This window comes from Rothia amarae, assembly GCF_014705945.2.
GTDB lineage: Bacteria > Actinomycetota > Actinomycetes > Actinomycetales > Micrococcaceae > Rothia > Rothia amarae.
Map to the genome: position 1 here is coordinate 1,241,809 of NZ_CP061538.1, position 21,629 is coordinate 1,263,437.

Sequence of the window (21,629 nt, forward strand, 5' to 3'; positions counted from 1 at the left end):
GAAATAATAGATTATGCCACGCAGAAAAGATCTCAATTCCGTTCTGGTAATTGGTTCCGGCCCGATTGTTATTGGACAGGCAGCAGAGTTTGATTACTCTGGTACGCAGGCACTACGCGTGTTGAAAGAAGAAGGCGTGCGCGTCATTCTCGTCAACTCGAATCCCGCGACCATCATGACTGACCCCGAGTTCGCCGATGCAACCTACATCGAACCCATCATTCCCGAGGTTATCGAGAAGATCATCGCCGAGGAAAAGCCCGACGCTATCCTGCCAACCCTCGGCGGCCAGACTGCATTGAACGCAGCCATCGAACTTGATGCCGCAGGTGTGCTGGAAAAGTACAACGTAGAGCTTATCGGAGCAAACATTGAGGCTATCAACCTCGGCGAAAACCGCGAAGCCTTCAAAGGCGTAGTAGAACGTGCCGGCGGCGAATCCGCGCGATCTGAAATTGTGCACTCGATGGAAGAGGCGTTGAAGGCTGCTGAAATCCTCGGATACCCCATGGTTGTTCGCCCATCCTTTACCATGGGTGGTCTCGGCTCAGGTCTTGCCTACAACGAAGAAGACCTTTACCGCATTGCCGGCGCGGGTATCCAGTACAGCCCCACCAGCGAGGTTCTGCTTGAGGAATCCATCCTCGGATGGAAAGAATACGAACTGGAAATGATGCGCGATAAGAACGACAACGTGGTAGTTGTCTGCTCTATCGAGAACTTCGACCCTGTGGGCGTGCATACAGGCGATTCCATCACCGTAGCACCTGCACTCACTCTGACCGATCGCGAATATCAGAAGCTACGCGATATTTCTATCAACGTTATTCGTGAAGTCGGCGTGGACACTGGTGGATGCAACATCCAGTTCGCGGTTGACCCACAGACCGGGCGCATCATTGTTATTGAAATGAACCCTCGTGTATCTCGCTCGTCCGCGCTAGCATCGAAAGCCACTGGTTTCCCGATTGCAAAAATCGCTACCAAGCTGTCTTTGGGTTACACTCTGGATGAAATTCCCAACGATATCACCCAGAAGACACCGGCGTCCTTCGAGCCAACCCTCGACTACGTCGTCGTGAAGGTTCCCCGCTTCGCTTTCGAGAAATTCCCCGCGGCTGACTCTACGTTGACTACCACTATGAAGTCTGTAGGCGAAGCGATGGCAATGGGCCGTAACTTCACTGAGGCACTTCAAAAAGCAATGCGATCGCTGGAGCAGAAGGGATCATCTTTCTCTTTCAAGAAGGAGAATCTTTCAGCGGATCAGATCAATGAGTTGCTCGAAGCGATGAAAGTCCCTACCACCGAGCGTATTCACCAGGTACAGCGCGCGTTGCTGGCGGGAGCGACTCTCGAACAAATTCATGAAGCAACAAAGATTGATCCCTGGTTTATCGATCAGCTACAGCTTCTGAACGAAGTCGCTGAAGAAATCACTCAGGGCTCTCTCGACGAAAGTTCGCTACATCTGGCTAAGCGCCACGGGTTCTCTGATGCACAAATCGGCGAGATTTGCGGACACAGCGAAGAAGTAGTCCGCGGTATTCGTCATGCACTTAATATCCGCCCAGTCTTCAAGACTGTGGATACCTGTGCAGCAGAATTCGAAGCTTTCACGCCCTATCACTACTCTTCATATGACTTAGAAGATGAAGTCGCAGAACACGAAAAGCCTTCAATCATGATTCTGGGTTCCGGTCCGAACCGCATCGGCCAGGGTATTGAATTTGATTATTCCTGTGTGCATGCCTCCATGGTGCTGCGCCAGGCAGGCTATGAAACTGTCATGGTTAACTGCAATCCCGAAACAGTTTCGACCGACTACGACATTTCAACTCGCCTGTACTTTGAGCCGCTCACCCTTGAGGATGTTCTGGAAATTGTAGAAGCTGAACGTCGAACCGGCGGTCTCCTGGGTGTCTTCGTACAGCTAGGTGGTCAGACTCCGTTGAAGCTTGCCCAGGCTTTGAAGGACGCAGGAATTCCGATTCTCGGCACCACCCCTGAAGCTATTGATCTTGCCGAAGATCGCGGTGAATTCTCCCGTGTTCTGGAAAATGCAAATCTTCTCTCGCCCAAGAACGGGACTGCCTATACTTTCGAGAACGCGAAGCGTATTGCGGATGAAATTGGCTACCCCGTACTAGTTCGCCCGTCCTATGTGTTGGGCGGTCGCGGAATGGAAATTGTGTATGAGGAAGAACAGCTCGCACGCTATTTAGAAAATGCAACCGAGGTTTCTCCCTCGCAACCTGCGCTCATCGATAAGTTCCTTGAGGACGCCATCGAAATTGACGTAGACGCACTCTACGACGGCGAAGAGATGTACCTTGGCGGCGTCATGGAGCACATCGAAGAAGCTGGCATTCACTCAGGCGACTCTGCATGTACACTGCCACCGATTACATTGGCTCCCGACGTCATCGATCGAGTCAAGGATGCTACATTCAAAATTGCTCAAGGTGTTGGCGTCAAGGGTCTCATCAATATCCAGTTTGCTCTTCAGTCGGATATTCTCTACGTAATTGAGGCGAATCCCCGTGCATCACGCACCGTTCCTTTTGTTTCGAAGGCAACGGGCGTACAAATGGCTAAGGCGGCCGCTCTCATCGGAACGGGTAAGACTATTACTGATCTGAAAAAAGAAGGCATTCTGCCCACGGCAATGGACGGCGCTTCGTTGCCTGCAGAGACCGCCATCGCGGTCAAAGAAGCTGTTCTGCCCTTCAGCCGTTTCCGCACTCCAGAAGGCATCGTTGTGGATTCCCTGCTGAGCCCAGAGATGCGTTCGACGGGCGAAGTTATGGGCTTGCACCGCAACTTCGACGCTGCTTTTGCTAAAGCGGAGGCAGCCATTGGAGCGCCCCTTCCCACCGAAGGTAAAGTATTTGTTTCGGTTGCCAACAAGGATAAGCGCAGTTCTATTATTTACGTGCGCATGCTAGAGAATCTTGGGTTTGAAATTGTTTCTACCGGGGGGACTGCCGATGTGCTGCGTCGTAATGGCATTTCTTCCACTGTTGTTCCTAAGATCCAAGAAACCCAGAACGGTGAGAAATCTATTGTAGACATGATTAATGCCGGAGAAATCGCGTTGATTCTCAATTCGCCTAGCGGAGGCGGACAGGCGCGAGGAGATGGCTATGAGATTCGAGCAGCAGCCACTTCCTTGGGTGTCCCGATTGTAACCACCGTGTCCGAATTTGGCGCAGCGGTACAGGGTATACAGGCAATGCGTGAGCCGAGCTGGGAAGTCATGAGCCTCCAGCAACATGAATCTTCCTTACTCGACGCTCAGAAGGCACGTGGCTAATTATGAACACGAATCTAGGTTTTGGGGATCGGCTAGCTCAGGCAATGAAGTCATCGGGGCAGTTATGCGTGGGCATCGATCCCCACCCTGGATTGTTGCAGCAGTGGGGGCTGGAAGATACCCCTGCAGCTCTGGCAACTTTCTCGGAAAAGATCTTGGACGCCGCTCGGGGACGGGTCGCTGCAGTCAAGCCTCAGGTAGCGCTTTTTGAACGACATGGTTCAGAGGGTTTTAAAGTCTTGGAAGAGGTGCTGGCTGAAGCGCGACAACTGAATATCTTGATGATTGCCGATGCAAAGAGGGGAGATATCGGATCTACCATGTCTGCCTATGCAGATACCTGGCTGGGGGAGAGAAGCCCTCTTTCCACTGATTCAGTGACTCTCAGCCCTTATTTGGGTTTCGAGTCTCTTCGCCCTGCATTAGACCTAGCGCAGCAGCATGATAAAGGTACTTTTGTATTAGCTCTGACTTCTAATCCCGAGGGTAAAACCATTCAGCATGTAGGGCAGACTAATTCAGTCGCCAAACAAATCATCGAAGCCGCTACGGAAGAAAACTCACGGCAAGGATTCGAAACAATGGGCTCTTGCGGATTGGTTGTAGGCGCCACGGTGGGGGAAGCCCTGCGTGAGCTGGAGATTGATTTATCTCAATTCAACGGACCTATTTTGGCACCTGGCTATGGTGCTCAAGGAGCAAGTGCGGCGTCGCTATTCGCTACTTTTCACGGTAGTGAGAGCCAGATTTTGGTCAATTCAAGCCGTGGAATCCTACGACACGGTCCATGTGTTGAAGCTCTCATTGATTCGATCGAATTAGCAAATTCGGACTTATTGAAATCTAATAGCTGACACTTCAATATGGCGTCGTCGTTTATTTGATTGAATTCTGAATTGGTTAGTACAAACAAAATAGTTACTCACAAGTAATACAAAAAACTATGTCCCCCTAAGTGTTAGATTAAAGCTAACCGATAGGCAATGTGGAACGTTCCTAAGGGTACGTTCCACATTTGTTTTCGGAAAGGTTCGCACCTATTAATCACTTCGCTTATACCTACAAAGGGGAATAAAAATGGCACTTCGCCCACTCACCGAAGAAGAACGCGCAGCAGCTCGCGAAAAAGCAAAAGTTGCACGCACTATCCGCGCAGAAGTAAAAGATTCCATCAAGAATCGTAAAATCACCATCTCTGAAGTTCTTGAGCGTTCCGATTCTGATGAAGCAGTGAGTAGACTCAAAGTAACCGATTTGCTGATGGCTCTGCCCAGCATCGGGGAAGTTCGCGCAGAGGCAATTCTGCGGGAGTTGAATATTGCAACATCGCGCCGCCTGCGTGGACTAGGTGTTCACCAGCGCCGCGCACTCATTGATTATCTAGAACGGTAGGCGATATACGTGACTGAAATAAAGAATCAATTGACGGTGCTGGCAGGCCCCACGGCAGTCGGCAAGGGAACCGTCTCTCAATATATTCGGGAGCATTATCCCGAAGTTTGGTTCTCAGTTTCAGCCACCACACGCGATCCGCGACCGGGGGAAGAAGAAGGCGTTCACTATTACTTTGTATCGGATGAGGAATTCGATTCGATGGTGGAGAATCGCCAAATGCTTGAATGGGCTCAGGTTCATAACAGCTATCGATACGGCACGATGCGGTCTATGGTCAACAGGGCATTGGAAGCGAACCGTCCAGTGTTGTTGGAAATTGACTTGCAAGGTGCCCGGCAAATTCGCAATAACATGCCTGAAGCAAACCTCATTTTCCTTGCTCCTCCTAGTTGGAATGAACTCGTGAATCGCCTCGTGGGAAGAGGTACCGAATCAGCCCAAGAACAAGAGGCACGTTTAGAAACTGCCAAAATTGAATTGGCTGCGGAACCTGAATTTGACCACACCGTGATTAACGACGACGTCGCAACAGCGGCTGAGCAAATTATTCAGCTCATGGGTATATCTCGGTCCTAAAACAAAAACCTGTGCTTCTCCCCACCTGGAGAGCACAGGTTTTTTAATGCAAAAACAGCTAGTGTTCGATATACTTGTCCTTTGTCTTGTGCATGCTTAAATCAGAGTATGCAGTGATCAATTTTTATTGGAGTATTCGTGGCAAACGCACACAATGAAGAAGGAATCATCAATCCCAGCGCGGATGCCCTCATCGAGAAGGCGGAGTCCAAGTATGGTTTGGTGATTTTTGGCGCTCGTCGTGCCCGCCAGATTAATGCTTACTACTCACAGCTACATGACAACCTATTTGATCATGTTGGTCCGTTGGTGGATAGCGAGCCCAATGAGAAGTCGCTTTCCGTTGCTATGCGTGAAATCAACGAAGGTCTCATTCAGAACCACCATGTTGTTGATGGAAAGTTCGACGAAAACGGCGACTTGATTCATGATGCTGAACCTTCGGCTTTCCTTGCCGGTGATTTCTATCTTGAAGAATTTGGTTCGGCTGCTGAGGTTGAGTACGTAGATCCTTCAGCAGAGGCTTCAGAGTAAGCGTACCGTCTCAGATAAGATGCGTATTGTAGTTGGTATTGGAGGGGGCATCGCGGCTTATAAAGCCACGATGCTCCTTCGCTTATTCTCTAAAGCTGGTCATGAAGTAATCGCCATGCCCACTGAAGCGGCTCTTCAGTTCATTGGTAAGCCCACGCTGGAAGCTCTGAGTTCGAATCCTGTCTCCACCTCAGTTTTTGAGCGGGTGGAGGATGTAAACCATGTCCGTCAAGCTGATGAAGCTGATGCAGTGGTTATCGCTCCTGCAACCGCTGATTTAATGTCTCGATTAGCGCAGGGTCGTGCAGACGATTTACTGACTGCTACGGTTTTGACAACTCATGCTCCCGTCATCTTGGCCCCTGCTATGCATACGCAGATGTGGGAGCATCCAGCCACGCAAGAAAATGTGCAGAGACTACGCTCTTTTGGTTATGAAATTATCCCACCTGCGCATGGACGCTTAACCGGCCCTGATTCGGGCGTGGGGAGGATGCCTGAACCTGAAGACATTTTCTCCGCCGCATTGGAAGTAATCGAACAACGTGGGGAACTCTCTTCCCTGACAGATCCCAATTCCTTAGCGTTAGATGGTAAGCGTGTTGTTATTACAGCAGGCGGTACCCGCGAGCCGCTTGATCCGGTAAGGTTCTTGGGTAATAAGTCATCGGGAAAGCAGGGGATAGCCCTTGCCCAAGTGGCTCAACGAATGGGTGCAGAGGTTAAACTCATCTGTGCACATGTTGATATTGATATTCCAGAAGATATTTCTACGGTCAGAGTATCTACTGGATTGGAACTCAAAAATCAGGTTGAGAATTTATCCCGAGATGCCGACATTCTTATCATGGCAGCAGCAGTAGCTGATTTCAGACCGGTTGCTTATGAAGAATTTAAGATAAAGAAAAACGCCGATACCAATGATGCTCCAACCATCGAGCTGGTTCGCAACCCTGATATTCTGCGTGAGATAGTGGTGCGACGTCAGCAGGAGAAACAGCAACAACCAGCCGTCATCGTTGGGTTCGCCGCAGAAACAGGATCTGCGGAGAAGAGTTATCTGTCTCTCGGACGAGAAAAGCTTGTGCGTAAAGGCTGTGATTTTCTCGCCGTCAACGACGTCAGCAACAATGCGGGGTTCGGCACTGATAGTAATGCGTTGACTATCCTGAGTAAATTTAATAATCAAGAGATTCATTGTGAGGGAACTAAGGAAGAAGTTTCTTCAGAACTGTTGCTGGCGGTGGCCCAGCATCTCAGTGAACCTTTGACCAGTTCTTCCCAGCGAGTTAGCGAGTAGAGTAGATACGTGACTTCTTCTAATACCTCTCATTTAAGATTGTTTACCAGTGAATCGGTAACAGAGGGACACCCCGATAAAATCTGTGACCAGATTTCGGACTCTATTCTGGACGCACTCCTAGAAAAAGATCCTCATTCCAATGTTGCCGTGGAAACAATGGTTACCACCGGTCAAGTCCATGTGGCTGGCGAAGTAACGACTAACGCTTATGTAGAGATTCCTTCTATTGTGCGTCAAACAATCTTAGATATTGGCTATAATTCCTCCACCCATGGTTTTGACGGGGAGTTCTGTGGCGTCTCCGTCTCTATCGGCGAGCAGTCTCCTGATATCAACGCAGGCGTATACAATTCTTTGGAAATTCGACAGGGATCCGATGACGAACTGGATAAGCAGGGCGCAGGAGATCAGGGCATCATGTTCGGCTACGCGTCGAATGAGACAGATGTTCTCATGCCAGCTCCTATCTGGCTAGCACATCGTCTCTCTGAACGCCTGACCTCCGTTCGCAAGGATGGTTCGCTAGAAGGCCTACGACCAGACGGCAAGACTCAGGTTACCTTGGGATATGACGGCGACCGCCCCGTTTCAGTTGACACTGTAGTGGTATCCACTCAGCATGTCCGCGATTACGATTTGAGGGATCTTGAAACCGATATCAGAAATTATGTTATTTCTCCGGTTCTTGAGGGATTAGACCTTGATACCTCTCACACCAAATACATCATTAACCCCGCAGGTCAGTTTGTTCAGGGAGGACCTGTGGGTGACGCCGGTTTGACCGGTCGTAAGATTATTGTCGATACCTACGGCGGTTTCTCCCGCCACGGCGGTGGCGCGTTTTCTGGTAAGGACCCTTCTAAGGTTGACCGATCCGCTGCTTATGCAATGCGCTGGGTGGCAAAGAACGTCGTGGCAGCTGGATTGGCTGATCGTGCAGAAGTTCAGGTTGCATATGCTATCGGGCAGGCATCACCCGTTGGGTTGTATGTCGAAACATTCGGCACGGAAAAAGTTGCTCCGGAAAAAATTGAGAACGCTATCCGAGAAGTCTTTGACTTGCGCCCCCTGGCAATTATTCGAGATCTAGATTTGCGACGCCCCATTTACGCACAAACCGCGGCAAACGGTCACTTTGGGCGTGAAAATGCGAACTTTACCTGGGAGCGGACAGACCGAAAAGATGATTTACTCTCCGTTGTTAATGGCTAAAATAGGTCTATGACTCACAGCGAAAACCCTGAATCCCTTCAAACTGATTTATTTGAGGGGATTCAGGGGTTGGAGCCCGCTTCGAGCTTTGGTGGTCGTCCAGTTGCACCTGAGCTACCCGTGGCGCAGGTCTTGCTAGAAACAGATGTTCCGCATCTAGATAGATATTTCGATTACCTAGTGCCCCTAGAACTAGATGAGAGTGCTCAAATCGGTGTGCGGGTTCGCGTTCATCTAGGAGAACAAAAGCTCACTGGATATATTCGCCGGAGAATTCAGCACACAAAATTTATGGGTAGGCTGAAATTCATTGACGACGTCGTTTCCCCTATTTCTGTAGTCACTGAGGATATCTTTGATTTAGCGGAGCGACTGGCAGAACGCTATGCCAATGTGATGTCGAACGTTCTTCGATTGGCGGTTCCGCCACGTATCGCGAGCGTGGAGAAAACTTTGGAGAAAGTCGAGTCGCTCCCTGAGGTTGCTCCGCCAGCAGACCCAGAAAATTATTCCCACTATACGGGTGGACCCGAATTCATTGAAGATTTGGGGGAGGGCGCACCCACACGGGCTGTTTTGACCGTCTTGCCTGCGGACGATGAAGGCTCCTGGGAAGATTTGTTTGCAATTGCGATTCAACAGACTGCACACCAAGGCAAATCTGTTGTTGCAGTAGTTCCCAATATCAAAGACTTAGACCGACTTTATACTGCTGTGAGTCAGCGGATAGATCAATCACTGATAGCGCGGCTTACCTCAGCTGATAAGCCGACGGACCGCTACCGGGCATATCTGAACGTCAAATGGGGAAATACACCAGTTGTGTTAGGGACTCGATCTGCCGCCTATGCCCCCGTAGATAATTTGGGATTGGTGATGCTGTGGGACGACGGTGACTCCAACCTCATCGAGCAAAGAGCCCCTTACTGCCATGCCCGCGATGTTTTACTGATCAGAGCTACGGAGCACCGGGCGGCAGCTCTGTTTGCTGGCTTTAGCATGAGTAGCGAAACTGCGCGTCTGGTCAGAAGCCGATGGGCAAGTTTTCTGGCAGCACCGCGTGAGGTGGTACGCGAGCACACCCCGCGCGTCGTCGATACTGGCTCCGATTATCAGCTAGCGCGGGATCCCTTGGCGGCAACCGCGCGAATTCCTCACTTGGCTTTTGAGACAGCGCGAGCTGGGCTCATTCGGGGACCGGTATTGATTCAGGTCTCCCGCAGCGGATATTTACCGGCGTTATCCTGCCAGAGATGCCGCATGGCGGCCCGCTGTAGTGAGTGTCATGGGCCATTGATTATCCATAGTCAGGGTCAAGTTCCAGCCTGCGGATGGTGCGGACGCTTAGCCAGCCATTGGCAATGCGGGGAGTGTGGATTTGATCAATTTCGACACAATGTGGCAGGGGCAATCAGAACTGCTGAAGAACTAGGACGGGCCTTTCCCAATGTTCCCGTTATTTCTTCAAGCGGGGAAAACGTTGTGGCAAAAATTGGGGATTATCCTGCGTTAGTTGTTGCGACTCCTGGTGCTGAGCCAGTTTCACCGCGAGGATATGCTGCCACCATTCTGCTCGATGCTGATTCGATGCTACAAAGAGATTCCCTTCGCGCCCCTGAGGTTGCTTTGCGTAAGTGGCTCAATGCGGCCGCGTTGACCCGTTCCTTTGCTGAGGGGGGTCAGGTTGTCATAACTGCTAGCCATTCGCCTGCGGTTGAGGCATTGAAACGGTGGGATCCAGCTCGATTTGCGCTCTGGGAATTAGATGAGCGAGCAGAACTGAAGCTTCCCCCTGCTGTACGAACCGCCACCATTACAGGTACTGAAAAGGGCATCATTCACTTCTTAGAAACTCTTAATATGCCAGCCGGTGTTACCCAGCGCGGTCCTATCGAAGTAGATGATTTTTCAGATGAGGACCGTTTTCAGACTCTTTTATTTTTCAGCTACGCCCAGGGCGATACAGTAACGGGCGCGTTGCGGGCCCACCGGGCGTCAAATGCCGCACTAAAGATGGAGCCGGTCAACATCAAATGCGATGGTCTAGATATTTTGTAAACCATCGTGTTAGAGGTTTTTGAGGTGACCCAATAACTTTAGCGCCGATTCTTCCCAGCTGTATTGAGCGGCGTCGAGTCGTCCTAACTTTTGGATGCTGGCGTAGGTATCGGGGTTTTCAAGCTCTCTGATTTTTTTGACGAGACCGTAAGGGTTATCTGTGTCGAATCGAAGGCTGTGAGGCGCGATTTCCTGGAATATTTCTATGTCGCTGATGACGACGGGGCACCCCGCCGATTGAGCTTCGACGACGGGCAACCCGTAGCCCTCTGCCTTGGATGCAGTCAAGAGTGCAAAACTATCGTGAAGAAGTTGGCGATATTCAGCATCAGTTACACCGTGGTGGAAGTGGGTGTTTGGTGCGGTGAGCGGTTCTAGTTCTGTTTGTCGGGCGGCAGGAATTTTTGAGAGGAGATGGAGTTCGTACTCCGGTAATTCATGCATGGCTTGTAGAAGGGTTTCTACATTTTTGTAGGGCATGAAAGAACCCATATAGATGAGTTTCTTAGTTCGTTGACTCTGGGGTAAGGGTGTTCCTGTTTCTACTTGTTGTGGAGCATTAGGGATGATCCAGAGAGGACGGCGGGTAAGCCGGTGGGTACGAATCAGTGCTGCGGTGGTGTGGGAAACCGTGGTGACAGCGTCGGCGCCGTTGAGAAGAAAACGCTGGGGAGAATAAGTTTGATGGAAGAGGCGCCAGCCCCATTGCACGGGTAAGGGAAGAAAGCTGGGTGGTTGGGGATAAGAGTAGTAAATCAGGTCGTGGAGGGTGAGGACTAACTTGAATTTTCTACCCCAGCTACCCATGGTTTGCATGGGGGAAAACACTATATCGGGGCGATATCGGTTGAGAATCAGCGCGCTGAAGGGTTCGAGTACACCTGTGGGAGAGTGCAATCTGAGATGGGGGAAAGGGGGGAGCATCTGCAGTTGACCGTCTTCACTCACCGCCATGACGATGTCGATATCATGGGTAAGGGGGTGATCTTTTTGCTTGAGGTCATATAGGGCTTGGAGGAGGGAAGCAGTATAGCGGCTGATGCCGTCGTGAAATCCAACGCGAACGTAGCGTGCGTCTATGAGTAATCGCATGAGTTTCCTTCAAAAAAATCTGAGATCAGGTGGGCCGCGCGTCGGGGGGTTTCGTAGTGGATGAGGTGCCCTACCCGCGGGATGATTTTCAGGGTGCAGTGGGGGATGCTCTGAGCCATAGAATGCTGGGTCTCTAGAGTGCCCAAATCGTCTTTTTCTGCCACAATCATGAGAGTTGGGATAAGAATTGAAGGGGCATAGCGGGCAGCTGTTTCACTCACTGAAGTTCGATAGGCTTCGAGCAGAGCCCGGCGTGATGTGAAGTTTCCAAAGTAGGCATGATGCTGACCATCAATATACCGTTGGAGTTTCTTATCCTTGTTTTTGGCCATGAATTTGCTTGAAAGCATAGTTACAATGGACGACCTCAGAAGGCTGAACCCTAACGGGGCCGGAAGTTTTTCTCCAGCTGAATAGTAAAGATCAGCTAAACGAGACAACACCTTTTGGTTGCCCTCCAGAGCAGGCTGGCTAATGGGATTAATCAGAGCAAGACGACGGATCCGTTCGGGTCTATTAGCGGCAAAGTAGCTACATACTATGGACCCAAAACTATGGCCTACCAGATAAATAGTTTCTTGCTTCACCACATGGTGCAGAAATTCATCTAACCAAGCAGCATAGGTTGAGAGATGATGTTGGATCCCGGGGAGAGCATCGCTTTTTCCAAACCCAGGCAAATCAGGAACAATTACTCTAAACTGCGCGAGATAGTGGGTAATCAGTTCTAACCCGTGGTGGTCGCCGCGAAAACCGTGCACTAAAACGAGGGGAGTGCCGTCAAGTTTTCCATACTCCCAGTAGCGTGTGCGAGCGCCTAGGATGCACGTAACGTGCTCTGTACCTGCAGATACATTTTGCGGGATAGGTTCAAAAATTTCGCCTTGTTCACTCATCTAGCGTGCTCGCATCTCACGTATGTGGGTAGAAGTTTGTTTAATAGCACTTTACCCTGCCATCTTTGGTGCCTGCTCGTCTTTGGGTTTCAAGCTAGAATGTGTAGGAATGTACACGTTCGCGGTTGCACCGGGAACGTGTACCGCGTTATCACCCATCGAATTGAAGGAATTACCGCTGTGTCAGCTGAGGTAGAACCTGCAGAATCTCAAGAAAAGTCCTACGACTTCCAGGAAATTGAGGCTAAGTGGCAGCCTTATTGGGAGGAGACAGGAGTCTTTTCACCCACTAACGATCCCGCTAAGGAGCGCCGTTACGTTCTGGATATGTTCCCCTATCCTTCTGGGGATTTGCATATGGGACACGCGGAGGCATTTGCGATTGGGGACGTGAATGCGCGTTATTGGAAGCAGCAGGGCTTTGATGTTCTGCATCCTATCGGCTGGGATTCTTTTGGTTTGCCTGCAGAAAATGCGGCGATTAAGAATAATACTCATCCGAAAGAGTGGACCTATAAGAATATTGAGACTCAGGCTAATTCTTTTAAGCGTTATGGCATTATGGTGGACTGGTCTCGTCGTCTGCATACATCTGATCCTGAATATTATCGTTGGACTCAGTGGCTTTTTGAGCAGTTCTATAAGAGGGGTCTTGCGTACCGCAAGTATTCTCAGGTGAATTGGTGCCCTAAGGATCAGACTGTGCTTGCCAATGAACAGGTGGTCAATGGCGAGTGTGAGCGGTGCGGTACAGCTGTTACTAAGAAGTCCTTGAATCAGTGGTACTTCAAGATTACTGACTACGCTGAAGAGCTGCTTGAAGATATGAAGCAGCTAGAGGGTCAGTGGCCCGATCGTGTTTTGGCTATGCAGAGAAACTGGATTGGACGTTCGGAGGGAGCGGAAGTCCGTTTTGCTATAGAAGCGCAAGGGAGCCAGGACGCAACGGATATTACCGTCTTTACCACTCGACCAGATACCCTTTACGGTGCTACTTTCTTTGTGGTTGCTGCTGACTCAGATTTAGCTTTGGAAATTGTATCTGAGGAGAAGAGGGAAGAGCTTGAGGCCTATCGGGAGTCTATTAAGGCTTTGTCTGATATTGACCGTCAGTCTACTGAGCGCGAGAAGACCGGTGTCTTCACCGGGCGCTATGCCGTGAATCCTTTGACGGGTGAGAAGCTTCCCATTTGGGCATCGGATTATGTTCTGGCAGATTATGGTACAGGCGCAATTATGGCTGTTCCTGCGCATGATCAGCGCGATCTTGATTTCGCGAAGAAGTTCGATATTCCTGTTGTCACTGTTATTGAAACTGGTGAGGAAGACCCAGCTGAAACCGGTATTGCCACCACCGGAGAGGGAACTCTCATCAATTCCGGCGAGCTTTCGGGACTTCCTCAGAAGGAAGCGCTTCAGAAAGCGATTGAGATTATTGAAGCTTCGGGAACCGGTGAAGGTAAAACTATCTACCGTTTGCGTGACTGGTTGCTATCACGTCAGCGTTTTTGGGGCACGCCGATCCCTGTAATTCACTGCGAGGATTGCGGCGAGGTCTTGGTACCTGAAAATCAGCTACCCGTGACGTTGCCCGATAATCTGAAGGGCGAAGACCTGGCTCCTCAGGGACAGTCACCCTTGGCTGCTGACGATGCTTGGAACTCAGTAGATTGTCCTCAGTGCGGCAAACCGGCTAAGCGCGATTCAGACACGATGGATACCTTTGTCGATTCATCCTGGTATTTCCTGCGCTATGTTTCTCCACAGTTTGAGGGCGGTCCTTTTGACCCTGCAGAAATGAAGAAGTGGGGATCGGTCGACATGTATGTCGGCGGCGTCGAGCATGCTATTTTGCATTTGCTTTATGCACGTTTCTTCACCAAGGTAGTGCGTGACTTAGGATTGATTGAGCACGGTGAGCCTTTTAAGAAATTAATGAACCAGGGGCAGGTACTCAACCAGGGTAAGGCGATGTCAAAGTCCTTGGGTAATGGTGTTAATCTTGGCGAACAGCTAGATCAGTTTGGCGTCGATGCAGTGCGTACCACCATGGTGTTTGCTTCTCCGCCGGAGGACGACGTCGACTGGGCAGATGTATCTCCCGGCGGCGCCCAGAAGTTTCTGGCCCGTGCCTGGCGTATTGGTCAAGATGTCACCAGTGAACCTGGCGTCGATTTTGCAACCGGTGATAAGAAGTTGCATCAGCTAGTCCACCGCACGATGCACGACGCCGCAGAACAGGTTGAAAATGGTAAATTCAACGTTCTCGTTGCACGCACCATGGAATTGGTGAACGCTACCCGCAAGGCCATTGATTCTGGTGCTGGTTCGGCAGATCCCGCAGTGCGTGAAGCCGCTGAAGCAATAGCTATTTTACTGTCTCTTTACGCTCCTTATACAGCAGAAGATATCTGGCACATGCTCGGGCATACCCAGCCGGTTCTCGAAGCTGGCTGGCCCGCAATTGATGAAGCTCAACTGATTGATGATACGGTAACCGCTATCGTCCAGATCAAGGGCAAAGTTAAAGATCGCTTGGAAGTCTCGAAGGATATTTCTGAGCAGGATTTGGAAGCCCTTGCTGTGGCGTCTGAAACTATTCAAAAAATTATTGGCGATGCTACGGTGCGCAAGGTGATTGTCCGAGCTCCAAAACTCGTCAATATCGTTATCTAATTAAAGGCGAAGTGGCGGATACGAATGAATATTCGTATCCGCCACTAATCTTCGTATGCAAAAAATTGCGATTGTTACGGACTCTTCTGCTGCCCTTCCTTCTGAAATGATTCTCAAACTTCAGAAGTGTGGAGGTTTTGCAGTGGTGCCGCTTTCGGTAGAGATTGAAGGAAGCAGTCTTGGTCATCTTTCAGAGGATGAAGTAGGTGAACGCATTGCTCTCGCCCATGCGTTAGGTCACACTATTAAGACAGCCAGCCCGTCAATCGGTGCATTTCAAAATACCTACCGAGATTTGCTGAACCAGGGCTTTGAAACGGTTCTCTCGTTACATCTTTCCTCTGAGTTATCTAGTACCTATGATGTAGCTCGGACTGCAGCAAAAGATTTTTCAGCAAAAATCATTGTGGTAGATTCCCAGACAGTAGCGCTAGCCCTGGGGTGGGCAGTACTGAAAATCCATGAGTTGGCGCAAACCCTTGAAAACCCGCGAGAACTGGCAGAAATCGCCCACGAAATCTGTGAGAATATTCAGCTCTTCTTTTATATTCCAACACTCGATGCGTTAAAAAGGGGAGGGCGTGTTAGTCCTGCTTTAGCGCGTGTGGGGCAGCTCCTCCAAATTCGTCCTGTTGCCACGGTCGAAGATGGAAAATTGATATATCTAGAGCGCCCTCGAACAATAGAACGAGCCAAAGACCTCCTTGCTGCTCATTGCAAGAGGGAAAGCGATCGACGCCATGCAGTTGAGTTTTATCCTGAGCATGAACGAACTCCAATTGCTACCGGAGCTATTGTGGGGGCACATTTTTCAGCTAACCGATCCGAGTTAGAAAGCTGGATTGAGGCAAACGAGTTTTCGTCGAATATTCTTATTTCGCCCCTACCTGCGGTACTCTGCGCGCACACAGGGTTAGGAGCCTTAGCGGTGGCTGTCTATTAACAATCTGCAAGAACTGACCAAATGAGGTACGAGAACCTGTGGATTAAGAGAAATCAGCTCGGTTATCCACAGATTGCGACTCAGTAAGAAATGAGCAACTCACTTTTGTTCTAGCGTTCATTGCATGAGTCACCGTAGCGACCCCACCCCAAGAGAGCATCCTGATCGCATTCTTCGCGCCCGCCGTCTTAAACCAGAAAATACCTGGGACAATTCCTTGGACAACTTCTCCGATGATGTCATTGACGAGGGCGAAGATAATGCTTGGGCCGATTCAGACGGACGTGCTGAGAGCCTCTACGAGGAACTAGAGATATTTCCTGAACAAGAAGTTACTTCAGGCTTCGGCAATAGGTATCGTTGGAGCATTCCGTTTAAGACCATCATCGCAGTGCTGGCAGTGGGCGTTGTTGCTCTTTTGGGTTTATTTCTCTGGAACAGTATCTTTTCCCCCGATGATCCTGAAACCGTTCCACTGACTACATCATCCCTTGCACTAGAAGATACAGAGGGAGCATCTCAAAAACCGGTTTCTGAATCCGCCGGAGCTACAGCACATTCCTCCGCTTCGATGTCATCTGTACAGGTTCATGTGGCAGGTGCTGTCAAAAGACCGGGACTGTACACCCTGGAATCAACTATGCGTTGGGGGGATGCCCTTAAAACTGCTGGGGGAGCACTGCCAGAGGCAGATCTTAACCGGATTAATCTAGCTCAACCAGTTCAGGACGGGGTACAAATTCTAGTTCCCCGCCAGGGTGAACAGATAGAGGCAGCACCACAGGCTGCTCAGGCAAGTAAAGAACTAGCGCCATCTCAGCAGGCTTCCTCACCGGGAACAACTCTGATTAATTTGAACACTGCTACCGCAGAAGAACTCGAAAAGCTACCTCGAGTCGGACCCAAGTTGGCTGAAAAAATCATCGAATACCGGGAATCAATAGGATCATTTACATCGGTCGAAGATTTAGATGGCGTTCCTGGTATCGGACCCGCCATGATGGAAAATATTACACCCTTGGTTAGTGTCGGATGAATTCTCCCGCACATATCCGACGGAAGTTTCTAGCGACAATTCAGGGTAAAGACGAGAAGATTCATGAGGCGCAAAAGCCAAAACTCATGGATTTTAGGCTCTTTTTGAGCAGCTTCTTTGTTCTTGTTCTCCTCATCATCTTCATGCTGTGGGGTAGCAAAGCGCTTGTCTCCATACTGCTAGCTACTCTGGCGATAGGGGTTCTCTTTCGAATAGGAAGTTCTTCATTCCAGTCATTGTCCTGGCTCTCCAAAGCCCAGTCGCAGATAGTGGTGTGTCTAGTTTTTGCAAGCTTGGAGGTTCTTTCCTTAGCAGCACAGGGCTATTTCAACGACCAGACGGTCGTGGACCAGTGCTCTCATCATGCAGCTCGCCTTCACGCAGAAGTCCGTTCTTCCCGCCAAACCAGCACGGGGTCATCCCTCACCGAACTGGACGTTGACTTCATCCAGTGCGCAGGACAAAAACATACCTTTGCTCGATCTGTCATAACGTTTCTTCCGGAACCTGTTCAGAAGTCCACAGAGATAGAAGTAGTCGGCATACTCAGTGAGGAGAAGGGAAAGGTTCAGCTAGAAAAGCCCCATATTACGGCTCACCAGCCTCCAGCTACGCCATCGCAGGTTATTCAACTTAAAGACTCTGTACGAAGTGCTACTCTGAGCGCAATTTCAGCAGACCAGACGGCGCTTCTGCTCGGGCTAGCCTATGGCGACGACAGCTCCATGCTTGCGGATACAAAAGGCGACTTTAAGGTGGCAGGTTTGCTTCATTTGACGGCTGTATCGGGTGCAAATATCACGCTCATCTTTATGGTGATTTATAGGTTCGGTCAGCTCTTTTACGTACGGCGGACACCCCTAATTATGCTGGCATGGACAGGTACATTGGCTTATGCCACTCTGGTGGGTTGGGAGGGGTCGGTCATCCGCGCCTGGTGCATGGGCATGGTGGGAGCAATAGCTTTGGTGATGGGGAGCGGAAAATCAGCGTTGCCCGTCTTCTCCACCGCCGTCCTTTTTCTCTTATTGCTTAGACCTGAGCTCAGCCTTAACTTTGGTTTTCTGCTGTCACTTTTTGCCACCGTGGCACTCATTGTCATCGCACCTGCGCTCACGCGCTTGTTGGAGTGCGTACTACCTAAGTTGCTGGCTGAAATCATTGCCGTTCCATGTGCTGCGAGTCTCTGGACGGCTCCACTGATTCTCATCCTCAGCGAGCAGTTCATGCCCTACTCAGTTTTCGCAAATGTTCTGGCTGCTCCTCTGGTGGTACCGCTTACGCTGACTGGATTACTCGCCTTAGTTTGTTTTCTTGTCCATACACCCGCCATCTTCGAGTTGCTCGCGCACCTTTCAACGCTGTTTTCGCAACCCTTACTTAGCCTGGCAGATTTCATTTCACGTTTACCAGGGAGCACTATATCTTGTCCGCTCAGCCCCAGTTCATTGTCGCTGACCTGCCTATCGGTTTTCATCATTTCCGGGATGATCCTTATGCTCGACCAAAAATTAACTCATTATCTGCTCAGTTCAACGGAGGAATTTAGTCGTGTCTAAGCATTCTCTTATCAAGAAGAAAAAATATAAGCGATCCTCAAGAAAACAAATATTTTGTGCATTGTTAGTATGCGTAGCGATCTGTTTCATCATCCTAAAATTCCAGCCTCAAAGCAGGGGGTCTGCACCAGCAGATTGGCAATTCATCAGCTGCGATGTAGGGCAGGGAGATATGTCCCTTCTACGCACGGGAAATAATTCAGCTATTTTAGTCGATGCCGGGCCCGATCCGCAGAAGGCTAAGAGTTGCCTTCGATGGGCGGGCATCAAGACAATAGATGCCGTAATTATTACTCATGCTCATGCAGATCATGATGGCGGGTTACCGGGGATTTGCAACGGGTGTGACATTTGGACCTCTGAGCATTCTGCCAGCGCAATCAGCCATGAGTATTCGGGAGGAAACTATCATGTACTGACGGTAAAATCCTTACTGGAACCGACGCCGACACTCTCTATCAGGATATTAAATGCACCAACGACGAGCGACTTTGTGCCGGGTGATGGCAAATCAGCTCAAGAGAATAATAGCTCGGTGGTTCTTTATCTCGATATAAGAAATACTGAAAATTCGAGTTCATTCCATGTTCTTCTTACCGGCGATATTCAGCAGGAAACAGTGCACAACATTCTGCCGTCACTCTCAAATCTTCCGGTAGACATACTCAAAGTTCCTCATCATGGTTCTAAACACTCAGGAGATGCCCTAGAAAAGAAGTTACGTCCCTCCGTAGGTCTAATTTCAGCGGGATTCAACAATTCCTACGGTCATCCGCATAGAGAAATTATGGATTCGCTCACCGATGCAGGAACCCAAATTTATGAAAGCAGCCAAGCAGGTGATATTGCTTTTGCTCTCTCCAATGAGCAATCCTCGTTGTCTGTAGTTACTCAGAAAACATGAAAGAATGAGTACTAATCTGCGAGAGGAATTCTATGGCACGCGCTACTTCATCAAAATCTACAGCTACCCAAGAATGGCGTTCCGTTAGCCCGGCTCCCGTCGTTTTGCTGTATGGGAATGATGAATACTTCGTATCACGAACCGAAGCAAGATTACGTAGCTCATTCCGTGAACTCACTGTAGATTCTGAGCTCGTCTCACTCAACGCTAAAGACTATTCCAAGGGTGAGCTTGACCTAGTGGCGAGCCCCTCACTCTTTGGAAATTCTAAAATCATCGAAGTAAAAAACCTCGCTTCTATGAATGAAGATTTCTTAGAGGATGCCTTGAAATACTGCGCTAATCCCGAGACCGATAACATGCTAGTCATGCATCATTCGGGTGGTAACAGGGGGAAAAAACTACTGGATACCGTGCGTGCTTCTCGAAAGTTACTTTGGGTCGAAACCAAACCCCTCAAAACGGAGAATGACAAAGTAACGTTTGTTAATTTTGAATTTCGCGAGCACCACAAGAAGATAGAACCTCAAGCGATTCGGTTACTAGTGGCAGCTGCGGGAAACGATACCGCAGAGTTAGCCTCTGCCTGCTTGCAGTTAATTAATGACGGCCCAGAAACCATCACAGAAAACCTGGTAGATATTTACTACGGAGGACGTACCGAGGCATCGGCGTTCAAGGTGAGCGATGCTGCAGTGGCAGGAGATAGTCGACAGGCGCTGAAATTGCTTCGTCATGCGCTCGATACCGGTGTAGAACCAATACCGCTGGTCGGCGCACTGGCCATGAGAATCCGAAATATAGCCCGAGTACATGGAAGCCGTGGAAATGCCGCTGGCCTAGCTTCCGAACTGAAGATGGCGCCGTGGCAAGTAGAACAGGCGCAACGCGACTCGCGGAGGTATTCAGATGTAGACCTCAGCAATATTCTGAGAGTTCTTGCAGACGTCGATTCTCAGCTCAAAGGTGAATCTGCGGACCCCCTGTACTCACTTGAAAAAGCCGTTCTCACCATTGCTAGAGCGCGTTAGACCTAACTTCCTTTGCATCAGACAACAGCAAAGCCCCGGAGTATAAACTCCGGGGCTTTACAGTCACTTCACTAATAGACAGTTGCCAGAGGCAACGATAAATTAGGAAAGCTTGTTTACGCGTGCAGCAAGACCTGACTTCTTGTTAGCAGCATTCTTTTTGTGAAGAACGCCCTTGGAGACGGCCTTGTCCAGTTTGCGGCTTGCAGTACGGAGAGCTGAAACAGCTTCTTCCTTGTTCTGCGCCTCAACAGCAGAATCTACCTTGCGGAGAGAAGTCTTGAGATCAGACTTGATAGCGTTGTTACGCAGGCGAGCCTTCTCGTTGGTGAGGATACGCTTTTTCTGGGACTTAATGTTTGCCACGGTTAAAACTTTCTTTTTGTCTAATTGGTCGGTGAGGGCTAATGCTGACCAATCATCGACTGAGTGGCGTGGGGATGCCTATGGCAATCGGTCAGCAGTGCCCGATGACCATCGGACACACAGCGTTCACTTTATCAGAAAGAACGTTCGGTGTTCAGGGGTTAAGAAGAGATTAATTGTTAGTTTGCTCAAAGGCACGCTGTATGCGGTTAAATGTACCGCCGTCCATAATGGCTCCTTCGCGGCGGACTTCTTCGGGTAGCACGCGAATTACTCGGTCGAGTTTAACTTCCGAAGGACGCCCTTGTTTATCCCATAACCCAACTCCAATATCCAGGTAAGCCGGGTCATGGGTGTTCCTATTGTTGTGGTCTTTGCTAGTGAGCATCAAAGCCAGCAGGTACTGTCCGTCTTTACCGATGAGAATAATCGGGCGGTCTTTTCCCTGGGAATAGTCCTCTTCATAAGGAACCCATGCCCACACGACTTCACCAGGATCAGGTGCGCCGTCGGCATCGGGAGAGTAGGAGAAGTTCACAGGACCTACGTAGTCCCCGGGGTAAGTTCCAGGAACCGAGGTCCGACGAAGGGAGTCGCTTGTACGATGACGCTGGGAGGAAGCTGATCCCGAAGATTGGGGTTGTTTTCCCTGTATCTTTTGATATTCGCTATAGGCGCGCTGTGCTAAGCCTAGGAATCGTCTAATGGTGCCAAAATTTATCTGCATAATCC

18 protein-coding genes are annotated in these 21,629 nt (G+C 49.8%); 14 read left to right on the forward strand and 4 right to left on the reverse strand.

The features are described from left to right. The first annotated feature begins 13 nt into the window (after window positions 1-13). The 8 genes from carB (at window position 14) to IDM48_RS06020 (ending at window position 10,394) form a co-directional block, all read left to right on the forward strand. Window positions 14-3,316, forward strand: a complete 3,303-nt coding sequence (carB, locus tag IDM48_RS05985) for a carbamoyl-phosphate synthase large subunit (RefSeq protein WP_068171182.1) — start codon at window positions 14-16, stop codon at window positions 3,314-3,316. 2 nt (window positions 3,317-3,318) lie between these two features. Continuing rightward, complete coding sequence (gene pyrF, locus IDM48_RS05990) at window positions 3,319-4,170, forward strand: orotidine-5'-phosphate decarboxylase (RefSeq protein ID WP_068171179.1); 852 nt, start codon at window positions 3,319-3,321, stop codon at window positions 4,168-4,170. A 223-nt stretch (window positions 4,171-4,393) separates the two neighbouring features. Beyond that, window positions 4,394-4,708, forward strand: a complete 315-nt coding sequence (gene mihF / locus IDM48_RS05995) for an integration host factor, actinobacterial type (protein WP_068171176.1) — start codon at window positions 4,394-4,396, stop codon at window positions 4,706-4,708. Window positions 4,709-4,717: 9 nt separating this feature from the next. After that, complete coding sequence (gene gmk, locus IDM48_RS06000) at window positions 4,718-5,287, forward strand: guanylate kinase (protein ID WP_233126014.1); 570 nt, start codon at window positions 4,718-4,720, stop codon at window positions 5,285-5,287. A gap of 138 nt (window positions 5,288-5,425) precedes the next feature. Then, the gene (gene rpoZ, locus IDM48_RS06005) at window positions 5,426-5,821 is read left to right on the forward strand and encodes a DNA-directed RNA polymerase subunit omega (RefSeq protein WP_083147249.1); all 396 of its coding nucleotides are present in this window, start codon (window positions 5,426-5,428) and stop codon (window positions 5,819-5,821) included. Between the two features lie 19 nt (window positions 5,822-5,840). Further along, a complete protein-coding gene (gene coaBC, locus IDM48_RS06010; RefSeq protein ID WP_068171173.1) occupies window positions 5,841-7,121 on the forward strand; it encodes a bifunctional phosphopantothenoylcysteine decarboxylase/phosphopantothenate--cysteine ligase CoaBC in 1,281 nt (426 codons plus the stop codon). A 9-nt stretch (window positions 7,122-7,130) separates the two neighbouring features. Further along, the gene (metK, locus tag IDM48_RS06015; RefSeq protein WP_151144837.1) at window positions 7,131-8,336 is read left to right on the forward strand and encodes a methionine adenosyltransferase; all 1,206 of its coding nucleotides are present in this window, start codon (window positions 7,131-7,133) and stop codon (window positions 8,334-8,336) included. Window positions 8,337-8,345: 9 nt separating this feature from the next. Next, the gene (locus IDM48_RS06020; protein WP_190616511.1) at window positions 8,346-10,394 is read left to right on the forward strand and encodes a primosomal protein N'; all 2,049 of its coding nucleotides are present in this window, start codon (window positions 8,346-8,348) and stop codon (window positions 10,392-10,394) included. 9 nt (window positions 10,395-10,403) lie between these two features. On the opposite strand, the gene IDM48_RS06025 is transcribed toward IDM48_RS06020, so the two are convergent. Together IDM48_RS06025 and IDM48_RS06030 are read right to left on the reverse strand one after the other, a co-directional pair. After that, entirely contained in the window at window positions 10,404-11,486 is a 1,083-nt protein-coding gene (locus IDM48_RS06025) for a glycosyltransferase family 4 protein (RefSeq protein ID WP_190616513.1), read from the reverse strand. After that, a complete protein-coding gene (locus IDM48_RS06030) occupies window positions 11,471-12,382 on the reverse strand; it encodes an alpha/beta fold hydrolase (protein ID WP_068171157.1) in 912 nt (303 codons plus the stop codon). Before IDM48_RS06030 ends, IDM48_RS06025 begins: the two co-directional genes overlap by 16 nt. A gap of 180 nt (window positions 12,383-12,562) precedes the next feature. Between IDM48_RS06030 and leuS the strand changes: the two genes are divergently transcribed. The 6 genes from leuS (at window position 12,563) to holA (ending at window position 20,531) form a co-directional block, all read left to right on the forward strand. Next, window positions 12,563-15,058 carry a leucine--tRNA ligase gene (gene leuS / locus IDM48_RS06035; RefSeq protein ID WP_238397904.1) on the forward strand — a complete coding sequence of 832 codons (2,496 nt, stop codon included), beginning with the start codon at window positions 12,563-12,565 and terminating at the stop codon, window positions 15,056-15,058. Between the two features lie 55 nt (window positions 15,059-15,113). Then, window positions 15,114-16,001 carry a DegV family protein gene (locus IDM48_RS06040; protein ID WP_068171155.1) on the forward strand — a complete coding sequence of 296 codons (888 nt, stop codon included), beginning with the start codon at window positions 15,114-15,116 and terminating at the stop codon, window positions 15,999-16,001. Between the two features lie 124 nt (window positions 16,002-16,125). Then, window positions 16,126-17,037: a ComEA family DNA-binding protein gene (locus IDM48_RS06045; RefSeq protein ID WP_083147248.1), complete on the forward strand. Its 912-nt coding sequence runs from the start codon at window positions 16,126-16,128 to the stop codon at window positions 17,035-17,037. After that, window positions 17,034-18,596, forward strand: coding sequence for a ComEC/Rec2 family competence protein (locus IDM48_RS06050; RefSeq protein ID WP_068171153.1), 1,563 nt, complete (start codon window positions 17,034-17,036; stop codon window positions 18,594-18,596). The genes IDM48_RS06045 and IDM48_RS06050 overlap by 4 nt, the downstream gene beginning before the upstream one ends. Next, window positions 18,589-19,500, forward strand: a complete 912-nt coding sequence (locus tag IDM48_RS06055) for a ComEC/Rec2 family competence protein (RefSeq protein ID WP_083147247.1) — start codon at window positions 18,589-18,591, stop codon at window positions 19,498-19,500. The genes IDM48_RS06050 and IDM48_RS06055 overlap by 8 nt, the downstream gene beginning before the upstream one ends. Window positions 19,501-19,532: 32 nt before the next feature. Further along, window positions 19,533-20,531 carry a DNA polymerase III subunit delta gene (gene holA / locus IDM48_RS06060; protein WP_190616517.1) on the forward strand — a complete coding sequence of 333 codons (999 nt, stop codon included), beginning with the start codon at window positions 19,533-19,535 and terminating at the stop codon, window positions 20,529-20,531. Between the two features lie 102 nt (window positions 20,532-20,633). On the opposite strand, the gene rpsT is transcribed toward holA, so the two are convergent. Continuing rightward, complete coding sequence (gene rpsT / locus IDM48_RS06065; protein ID WP_068171135.1) at window positions 20,634-20,897, reverse strand: 30S ribosomal protein S20; 264 nt, start codon at window positions 20,895-20,897, stop codon at window positions 20,634-20,636. A gap of 172 nt (window positions 20,898-21,069) precedes the next feature. Then, entirely contained in the window at window positions 21,070-21,624 is a 555-nt protein-coding gene (locus IDM48_RS06070) for a type II toxin-antitoxin system PemK/MazF family toxin (protein ID WP_068171132.1), read from the reverse strand. Window positions 21,625-21,629: the final 5 nt, after the last annotated feature.

Bases quoted from the DNA above. Each gene is read 5' to 3' on its own strand.
- carB (WP_068171182.1), top strand. From the start codon at position 14: ATGCCACGCAGAAAAGATCTCAATTCCGTTCTGGTAATTGGTTCCGGC.
- pyrF (WP_068171179.1), top strand. From the start codon at position 3,319: ATGAACACGAATCTAGGTTTTGGGGATCGGCTAGCTCAGGCAATGAAG.
- mihF (WP_068171176.1), top strand. From the start codon at position 4,394: ATGGCACTTCGCCCACTCACCGAAGAAGAACGCGCAGCAGCTCGCGAA.
- coaBC (WP_068171173.1), top strand. From the start codon at position 5,841: ATGCGTATTGTAGTTGGTATTGGAGGGGGCATCGCGGCTTATAAAGCC.
- IDM48_RS06020 (WP_190616511.1), top strand. From the start codon at position 8,346: ATGACTCACAGCGAAAACCCTGAATCCCTTCAAACTGATTTATTTGAG.
- IDM48_RS06025 (WP_190616513.1), bottom strand. From the start codon at position 11,486: ATGCGATTACTCATAGACGCACGCTACGTTCGCGTTGGATTTCACGAC.
- IDM48_RS06030 (WP_068171157.1), bottom strand. From the start codon at position 12,382: ATGAGTGAACAAGGCGAAATTTTTGAACCTATCCCGCAAAATGTATCT.
- IDM48_RS06040 (WP_068171155.1), top strand. From the start codon at position 15,114: ATGCAAAAAATTGCGATTGTTACGGACTCTTCTGCTGCCCTTCCTTCT.
- IDM48_RS06045 (WP_083147248.1), top strand. From the start codon at position 16,126: ATGAGTCACCGTAGCGACCCCACCCCAAGAGAGCATCCTGATCGCATT.
- IDM48_RS06050 (WP_068171153.1), top strand. From the start codon at position 17,034: ATGAATTCTCCCGCACATATCCGACGGAAGTTTCTAGCGACAATTCAG.
- holA (WP_190616517.1), top strand. From the start codon at position 19,533: ATGGCACGCGCTACTTCATCAAAATCTACAGCTACCCAAGAATGGCGT.
- IDM48_RS06070 (WP_068171132.1), bottom strand. From the start codon at position 21,624: ATGCAGATAAATTTTGGCACCATTAGACGATTCCTAGGCTTAGCACAG.